The sequence below is a fragment of the Mesorhizobium sp. M0954 genome, from assembly GCF_040319155.1.
Lineage (GTDB): Bacteria > Pseudomonadota > Alphaproteobacteria > Rhizobiales > Rhizobiaceae > Mesorhizobium.
Window position 1 is genome coordinate 25,979 of the sequence record NZ_JAMYNR010000043.1, and the last position, 9,132, is coordinate 35,110.

Annotated in this window: 11 protein-coding genes and 3 tRNA genes; 5 read left to right on the forward strand and 9 right to left on the reverse strand. The window is 61.4% G+C overall.

Annotation, left to right across the window (positions count from 1 at the left end):
- Positions 1–38: 38 nt before the first annotated feature.
- Positions 39–296: a GlsB/YeaQ/YmgE family stress response membrane protein gene (locus NKH93_RS31815; protein WP_023717513.1), complete on the reverse strand. Its 258-nt coding sequence runs from the start codon at positions 294–296 to the stop codon at positions 39–41.
- Between the two features lie 159 nt (positions 297–455).
- Between NKH93_RS31815 and NKH93_RS31820 the strand changes: the two genes are divergently transcribed.
- Positions 456–923, forward strand: coding sequence for a YidB family protein (locus NKH93_RS31820; RefSeq protein ID WP_023680430.1), 468 nt, complete (start codon positions 456–458; stop codon positions 921–923).
- A 178-nt stretch (positions 924–1,101) separates the two neighbouring features.
- Here NKH93_RS31820 and NKH93_RS31825 read toward each other — a convergent pair.
- Positions 1,102–1,175 (reverse strand) — tRNA-Gly (locus NKH93_RS31825).
- A gap of 67 nt (positions 1,176–1,242) precedes the next feature.
- Positions 1,243–1,327 (reverse strand) — tRNA-Tyr (locus NKH93_RS31830).
- Positions 1,328–1,529: 202 nt separating this feature from the next.
- Here NKH93_RS31830 and NKH93_RS31835 point away from each other — a divergent pair.
- Both NKH93_RS31835 and NKH93_RS31840 read left to right on the forward strand, forming a co-directional pair.
- The gene (locus tag NKH93_RS31835) at positions 1,530–2,387 is read left to right on the forward strand and encodes a TrmH family RNA methyltransferase (RefSeq protein ID WP_352975164.1); all 858 of its coding nucleotides are present in this window, start codon (positions 1,530–1,532) and stop codon (positions 2,385–2,387) included.
- A gap of 10 nt (positions 2,388–2,397) precedes the next feature.
- Positions 2,398–2,709, forward strand: a complete 312-nt coding sequence (locus NKH93_RS31840) for a hypothetical protein (protein WP_352975167.1) — start codon at positions 2,398–2,400, stop codon at positions 2,707–2,709.
- A 12-nt stretch (positions 2,710–2,721) separates the two neighbouring features.
- Here the strand turns inward: NKH93_RS31840 and NKH93_RS31845 are convergent, their stop codons facing one another.
- The 3 genes from NKH93_RS31845 to gcl are packed head-to-tail and all read right to left on the reverse strand — an operon-like array spanning position 2,722 to position 6,268.
- Complete coding sequence (locus tag NKH93_RS31845; protein ID WP_352975171.1) at positions 2,722–3,606, reverse strand: 2-hydroxy-3-oxopropionate reductase; 885 nt, start codon at positions 3,604–3,606, stop codon at positions 2,722–2,724.
- Positions 3,607–3,665: 59 nt separating this feature from the next.
- Positions 3,666–4,463: a hydroxypyruvate isomerase gene (gene hyi, locus NKH93_RS31850; protein ID WP_352702326.1), complete on the reverse strand. Its 798-nt coding sequence runs from the start codon at positions 4,461–4,463 to the stop codon at positions 3,666–3,668.
- A 23-nt stretch (positions 4,464–4,486) separates the two neighbouring features.
- Complete coding sequence (gcl, locus tag NKH93_RS31855) at positions 4,487–6,268, reverse strand: glyoxylate carboligase (RefSeq protein WP_352975177.1); 1,782 nt, start codon at positions 6,266–6,268, stop codon at positions 4,487–4,489.
- Between the two features lie 203 nt (positions 6,269–6,471).
- Between gcl and bhcR the strand changes: the two genes are divergently transcribed.
- Positions 6,472–7,329 carry an HTH-type transcriptional regulator BhcR gene (gene bhcR, locus NKH93_RS31860; protein WP_352975180.1) on the forward strand — a complete coding sequence of 286 codons (858 nt, stop codon included), beginning with the start codon at positions 6,472–6,474 and terminating at the stop codon, positions 7,327–7,329.
- Positions 7,330–7,369: 40 nt separating this feature from the next.
- Here bhcR and NKH93_RS31865 read toward each other — a convergent pair whose 3' ends face one another.
- From NKH93_RS31865 to NKH93_RS31875, 3 genes are all read right to left on the reverse strand, one after another.
- On the reverse strand, positions 7,370–7,726 hold the full coding sequence (locus NKH93_RS31865; protein ID WP_352685048.1) for a hypothetical protein: 357 nt from the start codon (positions 7,724–7,726) through the stop codon (positions 7,370–7,372).
- Positions 7,727–8,144: 418 nt separating this feature from the next.
- Positions 8,145–8,444: a BA14K family protein gene (locus NKH93_RS31870; RefSeq protein ID WP_352766692.1), complete on the reverse strand. Its 300-nt coding sequence runs from the start codon at positions 8,442–8,444 to the stop codon at positions 8,145–8,147.
- Positions 8,445–8,619: 175 nt separating this feature from the next.
- Complete coding sequence (locus NKH93_RS31875; RefSeq protein WP_352451069.1) at positions 8,620–8,787, reverse strand: hypothetical protein; 168 nt, start codon at positions 8,785–8,787, stop codon at positions 8,620–8,622.
- Between the two features lie 156 nt (positions 8,788–8,943).
- On the opposite strand from NKH93_RS31875, the gene NKH93_RS31880 reads away from it, so the two are divergent.
- A tRNA-Thr gene (locus NKH93_RS31880) sits at positions 8,944–9,019 on the forward strand.
- Positions 9,020–9,132 lie beyond the last annotated feature (113 nt).

The window sequence follows — 9,132 nt, forward strand, 5'->3', positions numbered from 1 at the left end:
GCATTCACCCGAATGCCGACGCAACTGCCGGACGGCTTCTACAGTGCCCTCTTGCCGCTGAACTGATGATAGGCCCACAGGACAACCACGGCACCGACCACGGCGACGATCAGGCTATAGATGTTGAGCCCGGTAACGCCCGACGCGCCAAAGGCGCTGAAGATGAGCCCGCCGACGATGGCGCCGACAATCCCGAGCACGATGTCGAGCACCAGGCCTTGCCCGCTTTTATTGACGATCTTGCTGCCTATGAAGCCGGCGATGACGCCGAGAATAATCCAGCTTAATATTGACATTTTTCCTCTCCGTTCCCCGCACCCGATTACTTCCACATTATTAAGCAAAGCTCAAGCCAACTTGAAAATCATGATTACGGAAAGCTCAAACCGGCTTGAAATTCGCCATGGATGCGTCATTGTTGGAGACGGACGGGCAATTTGACATGGAGATCCACAATGGGACTGTTTGACAATGCCGTTCCCGGCGGCAACGTCGCCAAGCCGCTGATGATCGCGCTCGGCGCACTTTTGGTGGGAAAAATGCTGAGCGGTGGAAGTTCCGCCCAGCCGGAGGCGGCGCAGAGCCCTGCCCCCGTCCCGCCCGATACAACCGCATCCGCCGATGGCGGACTGCTCGGCGGTCTGGGCGGACTGCTCGACAAACTGAAGGACGCCGGCCACGGCAACGTTGCCAATTCGTGGGTCGGCACCGGTCAGAACCAGCCGATCAACCCCAGCGATCTGGGCAGTGCCCTCGGCCCGCAGATCATTCAGGAGATCGCGCAAAGGACGGGTCTGAACCAACAGGACCTGCTCAAGCAACTGTCGGCGGCCTTGCCCGGGCTTGTCGACCAGCTGACGCCGAACGGGCAAGTGCCGCAGCAGAACCAACTCGCGTCCATATTCAGCAAATTCGCGAGTTAAGGCATGTCGCCCAACACCGCTTGCGGTTTGGGACAACGACACGCGTAAAACACGGATCAAAGTTCGTTGCGCGTCCGTCTGGACGCGCAACGAATACTTTGAACTACGGCAAAGCGCTTCGCTTGGGGCTGCCTGCTTCGGCATCGTGCGCGAGGTGCGCCGCGGCTTGGGGGAAATCTGGAGCGGGTAGCGGGAATCGAACCCGCATATTCAGCTTGGAAGGCTGCTGCTCTACCACTGAGCTATACCCGCGCCTTTCAGTCAAGCATCGGATCCGCTCCGACGCTCGCTCTGCGTTTCAGGGCTTCCGGGCCGGCAGTGGTGGAGAGGGTTGGATTTGAACCAACGTAGGCATAGCCAACGGATTTACAGTCCGTCCCCTTTAACCACTCGGGCACCTCTCCAGTCTGCCGCCGGAGCCATGCAACGAGGCATCGATGCGTCGCGGCTGCCAAAGCAGCCCTTCCGCGAAGCGCCTTATGGCGGCAGCGCCCAAAACTGTCAACCGCAACCGTCCGGCAAAAAGCGCTGAATCTCACGCCTCGCCCGACAAGCAGCTTATGCAGCTGTATCCATGGCCGGACGACACGGCTATAGAAGCCGGCCATGAGCAACGACAACAAATCCAAGACCCCTAAAGACACCCACTACGCCAAGCTGCGCCGCGCGCATCGCGACGAGAAGAGCGGCGGCGCGCCGGCGTTCAGGCCGCGCCAGCCGGTGCCGCCCGGCGAGAACCCGGCGGATGGGCTGGTGCGGCTCTATGGGCTGCACACGGTGCGGGCCGCACTCGACAATCCGCGCCGCAAAATCAGGAAGATGCTGGTGACGCGCAACGCTGCCGAGCGGCTGGCAATCGCCGACCTTGGCGCTTTGCCCTTCAACGCGGAGTTGGTCGAACCCAGGGACATCGACAAGATCACCGGCTCGGATGCCGTGCACCAGGGCGTGCTGATCGAGGCCGAGCCGCTGAAACCGAAACGCCTCGATGCGCTCGGCGACACCAGGCTGGTGCTGGTGCTCGACCAGATCACCGATCCGCACAATGTCGGTGCGATCCTGCGCTCGGCGGTGGCTTTCGGCACCGGTGCATTGATCACCACGGCGCGCCACAGCCCGCAGGAATCCGGCGTGCTGGCGAAATCGGCCTCCGGCGCGCTCGAGCACATCGACCAGATCGAGGTGAAGAACCTCGCCGATGCGCTGGAGCAGCTGCACGAGGCCGGATTCCAGACGATCGGGCTGGATTCGGACGGGCCGGCAGAGCTCGAAACGAGCTTTGCCGGAGACAAGATCGCATTGGTGCTGGGCGCCGAGGGCAAAGGCCTGCGCCAGAAGACACGCGAAACGGTGACGACGCTCGCCCGCCTCGACATGCCCGGCGCCATCCGTTCGCTCAACGTGTCGAATGCCGCGGCGGTGGCGCTTTATGCGGCGAGGCGGTGGTTCGCGCGCGGCAAATAGGGCGCAATGCATGTCATTGGATTTTGCCGTTCTCAATTCAGATGGGCATATCGATCGATGCGTATCGGTAGGTCCCTCTGCGCATCATGAAATCGTGTCAATCGCAAACCAAAACGCGTTTGAACTCATACTGAAATTCGAAGATTTCTATGAGGACGTCACTCTTCCGATCGAATCCCTACCTTCCTTGACCAAGCAAGTTGAGGCACTTGTGCGAACTGAAGGAATGTCGGAGGAATCCAAAGATTTTCTGAAACGTTTTGCCGATCTCATACGCTATGCGGTCGAAAGAAGTCGGCCCATCGAAGGTATTGCAGACTAATTCACCTCACTCTCACCCAACCTCGTGGCCAGCCATCCGCTCCAGCGCCCTGACCAGTGCCGAATGGTCTTCCTTTGCTCCACCGTTCGCCACGCAAGAGTTGAACAATTGCTGCGTCATCGAGGTGTTGGGTAGTGCTACGCCCAGCGCCTTTGCCCCTTCCAGCGCCAGGTTAAGATCCTTCTGGTGGAGTTCGATGCGGAAGCCGGGCGCGAAAGTGCGCTTGATCATGCGCTCGCCATGCACTTCCAGGATGCGCGAGTTTGCGAGCCCGCCCAGCAGCGCCTGCCTGACCTTGGCCGGGTTGGCGCCGGCTTTCGATGCAAAAACAAGCGCTTCGGCGACGGCCTCGATGGTCAGCGCAACGACGATCTGGTTGGCAACCTTGGTGATCTGGCCGACGCCGTTGGGTCCGACCAGAGTGATGTTCTTGCCTATCTTCTCGAAGATAGGCCTGGCGCGTTCGTAGGCATTTTTTTCGCCGCCGACCATGATGGTCAGCGATGCCGCTTTGGCCCCGACCTCGCCGCCCGACACCGGCGCATCGAGATAGTCGCAGCCGACATCGTTGATCTTTTTTGCGAATTCCTTGGTCTCGATCGGCGAGATCGAGCTCATGTCGATGACCAGCTTGCCTTTAGTGAGGCCTGACGCGACGCCATTCTCAGCGAACAGCACATCGGCCACCTGCGGCGTATCCGGAACCATGGTGATGACGATGTCGGCCGCGCGGGCAACGGCATCATGGCCGGTGACGGCCTTCAGGCCCTTGGCGACGAGATCGGCCGGCGGCTTCGAGCGGTGGTCGCTGGCGACGACCTGATAACCGGCGTCTAGCAGATGCCCCGCCATCGGCGCGCCCATGATGCCGAGGCCGATGAAGCCGATGGTTTCCATGTCCTTCTCCGTTTCTTGTTAAGGGGGCGCGCAGGAACGCGACGTGCGATACGCAGCGTCTACGCCGCCGCGCTGCCCTGCCCGGCCGCGTCCCGAAACCACCCGAGCCCGGTTTCCGTTCCGCCCTTGGGCTTGTACTCCGCACCGACCCAGCCGGAATAGCCGATGCGGTCGATGTGGTTGTACAGGAAGGGAAAATTGATCTCGCCCGTCCCCGGCTCATGACGGCCGGGATTGTCCGCAAGCTGGATATGCGCGATGCGGTTGAGGTTTGCCTCGATGGTACGGGCGAGATCCCCCTCCATGATCTGCATGTGATAGATATCGTATTGCAGGAACAGGTTCTTCGAGCCGACGCGGTCGATCAGCGCCAGGGCCTGATCCGAGTAATTCAGGAAAAAACCCGGAATGTCGCGGGTGTTGATCGGCTCGATCAGCAGCCTGATGCCGGCCTGCTCCAGCTTTTCGGCCGCGAAAGCCAGATTTTCGGCGAAGACGTCTTCCAGCACGGAGCGGTCGACGCCTTGCGGCGCGATGCCGGCGAGGCAGTTGACCTGCTCGCAGCCGAGCGCATGGGCATAGGTGACGACCTTGGCAATGCCCTGCCGGAACTCCGGCACGCGGTCGGGCAGGATCGCGATGCCGCGCTCGCCCTTGGCCCAGTCGCCGGCAGGCAGGTTGAACAGGACCTGCGTCAGCCCGTTCTTCTTCAACCTGGCCGCGACGACATCCGGCGCATGGTCGTAGGGGCCGATATACTCGACGCCCTTGAAGCCGGCGCGGGCGGCGGCATCGAAGCGGTCGAGGAAGTCATGCTCGCCAAAGAGCATCGAAAGATTGGCTGAGAACCGTGGCATGGCAGTAGTTCCTCATATGCGGCTTAATCGAGCATGACGATCGCCGTGGGGGCATCTTCATGGCGTTCGGCAAGCTCCTCGAATTCGGTGATCTTGTCGATTTCGGTACCCATCGAAACGTTGGTGACGCGCTCGAGGATGAATTCGAGCACCACCGGAACCTGGTGCTCGTCCATCAGGCGCTTTGCCTCTTCGAAGGCACCGGCGAATTCCTCCGGCCGGCGCACCCTGACGGCCTTGCAGCCCATCGCCTCGGCAACGGCGACGTGGTCGACGCCGTAGCCCGCCTCTGGATCGCCCTGTCGATTGACGTTCTCGAAGGCGAGGCTGACTTCGAAATCCATCGAAAAGCCGCGCTGCGCCTGGCGGATCAGCCCGAGATAGGCGTTGTTCACGACGACATGGATGTAGGGCAATTTGTGTTGTGCGCCGGCCGCCAGTTCCTCGATCATGAACTGGAAATCATAATCGCCGGACAATGCCACAATTGTGCGGTCCGGATCGGCGGCGCGAACACCGAGGGCTGCCGGCAATGTCCAGCCGAGCGGGCCGGCCTGGCCGCAATTGATCCAGTTGCGTGGCTTGTAGACGTGCAGGAATTGCGCCCCGGCGATCTGGGACAGGCCGATCGTGGTGACATAGGTGGTGTCGCGGCCGAACGCCTTGTTCATCTCCTCGTAGACGCGCTGCGGCTTCAGCGGCACCTGGTCGAAATGCGTCTTGCGCTTCATCGTCTTCTTGCGCTGCCGGCATTCGCCGGCCCAGCCCGACCAGTCGCGCAATTTCCCGGCCGTCCTCCATTCGGTTGCGACGTCGAGCAGCATTTTCAGCGCCGCACCGGCGTCCGAGACGACGCCGAGGTCCGGCGCGAAGACCCGGCCGATCTGCGTCGGCTCGATGTCGACGTGGATGAACTTCTTGCCCTTGGTGTAGACGTCGACCGAACCGGTGTGGCGGTTGGCCCAGCGGTTGCCGATGCCGAAAACGAAATCGGCTTCGAGCATCGTGGCATTGCCATAGCGGTGCGAGGTCTGCAGCCCGCACATGCCGGCCATCAGGCGGTGGTCGTCGGGGATCGCGCCCCAGCCCATCAGCGTCGGGATGACGGGCACGCCGGTGACTTCGGCGAATTCGATCAGCAGATCGGACGCATCGGCGTTGATGATGCCGCCGCCGGCGATGATGACAGGCTTTTCCGCCCCGTTCAGCATCGTCAACGCCTTCTCGGCCTGAGCGCGCGACATTGCCGGCTTGAACGGCACCAGCGGCTCGTAGGCATCGATGTCGAACTCGATCTCGGTCAGTTGCACATCGACAGGCAAATCGATCAGCACCGGCCCCGGCCGCGACGAGCGCATCAGATGAAACGCTTTCTGCAACGCCATCGGCACCAGATAGGGTTCCATCACCGTAACCGCCCATTTGGCGACGGGTGCGGCGATCGCCGCAATGTCGACGGCCTGAAAATCCTCCTTGTTGAGACGCGCCCGCGGCGCCTGCCCGGTGATGCAGAGGATGGGAATTGAATCGGCAGCGGCCGAATAGAGGCCAGTGATCATGTCGGTGCCGGCAGGACCCGAGGTGCCGATGCACAGACCGATATTGCCCGATCTGGCGCGGGTAAACCCTTCGGCCATATGCGAAGCCGCCTCGACGTGCCGCGCAAGGATGTGGCGGATACTGCCCCTCGCCTTCAGCGCCGAATAGAGCGGGTTGATCGCAGCACCCGGCACGCCGAAGGCACAGGAGATGCCTTCCTTTTCGAGAACGAGAACCGCTGCGTCGACTGCGCGCATCCTGGCCATGTCAGCCTCCACGGAATTGTTGATAGCCGATGATGCCAGCGCACCAATGATTTTTCAATTTTTTCAGAATATATTTTCATTTCTAGAAAACGGCTCTTGTAGATTGAATTGATTTGACTTTCTGTTTTCCACGAATTCGCTTCGCAAATCGATGAAAAACTTTTTCATTGCCGTGCTGGGCGAACAGAGCGAAGAATGGCCCGATGGAAACCACCGAAAAACGCCAGCGCGGCCGGCCGCGCGCCTTCAACGGGCCGGCCGAGGCTGCTTCGGTGCAGTCGCTGGACCGGGCGCTGCGCATCCTGGCAATCGTTGCCGATGGCAGCGGCCTGTCGCTGAGCGAGATCGCCGCCAGTTCCGGTCTGCCGGCATCCACCGCCTACCGCATGCTGACGACGCTGGAGAACCACGGCATGGTCGAGTTCGACGGTACCGACCAGCTGTGGTCGATCGGCGTCGAGACCTATCGCATGGGCGCGGCGTTCCTGCGCCGCCGCAAGCTGGTCGACCGCGCCCGTATCGTCATGCAGGAATTGATGGAGAAGACCGGCGAGACCGCCAATCTCGGCGTCGCCGAGGACGATTGCGTCGTCTTTGTCAGTCAGGTCGAGACGCATCAGGCGATCCGCGCCTTCTTCCGGCCGGGGACGCGCAGCTCCTTCCATGCCTCGGGCATCGGCAAGGCAGTGCTGGCGCATCTCGAGCCGGAACGCGTCGCCACCATCCTGCGCCGGGCCGGGCTGGAGCGCTTCACCGAAAACACGCTGTCCGATATCCCGGCGCTCGCCCGCGACCTGGTGACGATCAAGCTGCGCGGCTGGTCGGTAGACGACGAGGAGCGGCATCCGGGCATGCGCTGCGTTGCCGCCGCCATCTTCAATGAGTTCGGCGAGCCGATCGGCGGCGTTTCGGTCTCCGGGCCGACGGTGCGGGTAACGCCGGAACGGCTGGCCGAGATCGGCCCGCTTGTGCACGATGCGGCGGCGGAGGTGACAAGGATGATCGGCGGGCTGCCGACCCCTCCCGGCCTTCGCAGCGAACCGAGCGCATGGCAGCGCTGACCAGCGTCGAATGGTGCGACATCTGCCAGGATGGCCAAAGCTAGGCCCCGGGCACCGCGCTCTTGGTTGATAGGTCGTAGAAATCAAGCAGCATCGCCAGCCCAACTCCGCAGGCGGTGAAGATTAGGCCGGCAATGAAGATACGATTGGCGCGTTCATAAACGCGCCGTTGTAGAGACGTTAAGTCGAGCAGCAACCGCAGCGCTCGTATCTGCAGGGCAATGCCGATCAAAATCGGCGCGACGGCGGCCAGGTGATAGATTTCCCATGGTATCGGGTTGGCGGCCCAATGCGTGATGAAGCCCAGCGAGAACGCCAGCAGGATGCCGACGGTGGTGATCGTGCCGTTGCGGAAAATTGTCTCGATCGGCTCTTCGTTCGGATCTTGCTCGCCCAAGCGCCCTCTCCCTGTTTCGCTATCGGTGCAGACTAGGCTGTTGGGAAATCGCTGTATACTGCCGGGTTCCTGGTGAAATCAGAGACAAATGATAGCTAAATTGCTTGGAGACTGAAGCTGGCGCTGCCCCTCATTGGCCTACCGGGCATTTCTCCCCGCATAGTGACGGGGAGAAAGAAGCTGACCGCGACCTTGGCGCCCTCTTGCAGCGCTGGAGACTGGCGAAATCATCGCCGAAAGCGTCCCTTCTCCCTGTCACTATACGGGGAGAAGATGCCGGCAGGCAGATGAGGGGCAGCGCCGACACTGATAGTCAGTCGATTTCGACAGGAAGCCTATCGCCGAACAACAGAAAAAGGGCCAGTGGGGCGCCCTTCCGGTTGCATGAAACGGTCATCCCAAGCTGGCATCGTGGCCCTCAAAGCCAGCAGCGATGGCGATAGCCGTCGTAGCCGACATAGGTGTCCGAGTACGGGTCGTAGCTCTGGTAGCGATTGAGGCAGCGCCGGACGTGCCACGAGCCGCCGTCTTCCTCGATATAGACGGTGCGCGGCTGGGCCAGCGCGCTGCCGAGCAGGAAGCCGCCGACACCTGCGGCAATGCCGATGCCGAGGTGCTTGTGCTTGTGATGGGCGGCCGACGGCTGAACGGTGCCGACCAGCATGGCGGCGGCGACAGTGGTGGCGACGAGGCCGGAAATGATGGTGCGCTTGAACATGACGATCTCCTTGTTGTGGGAGGCGATCCAACCGCCTCTTGACCATCAGTCGTCGCGACAAGGAAAAGGTTCGAAGGTCCTTTTGGATTTTTTCTCGGCGGGCGAAATCGCGCGGTCTGATGCGCGACCACGAACGGTCGCGCCGTCGACAGTTCACCGGAACAACCGGCAGGCCTCAGCCCATGCCGGTGATATGGCGAAGCCAGAAGGCGAGCGCGATGAAGCCGATGATGGTGGTGACGCCGGTCCAGTCGATATTGGCGTGCTTCAGGTCCTTGATGAGCTTCACCAGGAGAACCCAAGCCACGACGACGAGCGGGAGAATGATGACAAACCTGATCATGCGACAGCCTCGCTGATGCGATTGCACCTTCGATCAATATAGGAAGCGAATTGGCCGTTTTCAGGACGCCTTGGCGGCAGAACCGGCGCGTTCGCGGCGGCCGAAAACGGAGTTTTGTCTTTACTGGCGCATCAAATATGGTAACCGAAGCGCCGTGCCCTTGTAGCTCAGCTGGTAGAGCAGCGGTTTTGTAAACCGAAGGTCGGCGGTTCGATCCCGTCCGGGGGCACCAGCAAGCAATTTGTCCAACCCGGAGACATGGGTAACAGATTGTACTTAAGACATGGGTGACAACCTCGTGCCGAACGGGTTGTCGATGGTCTGCAAGGTCCTCTGTTCCAAGTC

What these genes read in the sequence shown, in the direction of transcription:
- NKH93_RS31815 (WP_023717513.1), bottom strand. Translation starts at nt 296, where the DNA reads ATGTCAATATTAAGCTGGATTATTCTCGGCGTCATCGCCGGCTTCATA.
- NKH93_RS31820 (WP_023680430.1), top strand. Translation starts at nt 456, where the DNA reads ATGGGACTGTTTGACAATGCCGTTCCCGGCGGCAACGTCGCCAAGCCG.
- NKH93_RS31835 (WP_352975164.1), top strand. Translation starts at nt 1,530, where the DNA reads ATGAGCAACGACAACAAATCCAAGACCCCTAAAGACACCCACTACGCC.
- NKH93_RS31840 (WP_352975167.1), top strand. Translation starts at nt 2,398, where the DNA reads ATGTCATTGGATTTTGCCGTTCTCAATTCAGATGGGCATATCGATCGA.
- NKH93_RS31845 (WP_352975171.1), bottom strand. Translation starts at nt 3,606, where the DNA reads ATGGAAACCATCGGCTTCATCGGCCTCGGCATCATGGGCGCGCCGATG.
- hyi (WP_352702326.1), bottom strand. Translation starts at nt 4,463, where the DNA reads ATGCCACGGTTCTCAGCCAATCTTTCGATGCTCTTTGGCGAGCATGAC.
- gcl (WP_352975177.1), bottom strand. Translation starts at nt 6,268, where the DNA reads ATGGCCAGGATGCGCGCAGTCGACGCAGCGGTTCTCGTTCTCGAAAAG.
- bhcR (WP_352975180.1), top strand. Translation starts at nt 6,472, where the DNA reads ATGGAAACCACCGAAAAACGCCAGCGCGGCCGGCCGCGCGCCTTCAAC.
- NKH93_RS31870 (WP_352766692.1), bottom strand. Translation starts at nt 8,444, where the DNA reads ATGTTCAAGCGCACCATCATTTCCGGCCTCGTCGCCACCACTGTCGCC.
- NKH93_RS31875 (WP_352451069.1), bottom strand. Translation starts at nt 8,787, where the DNA reads ATGATCAGGTTTGTCATCATTCTCCCGCTCGTCGTCGTGGCTTGGGTT.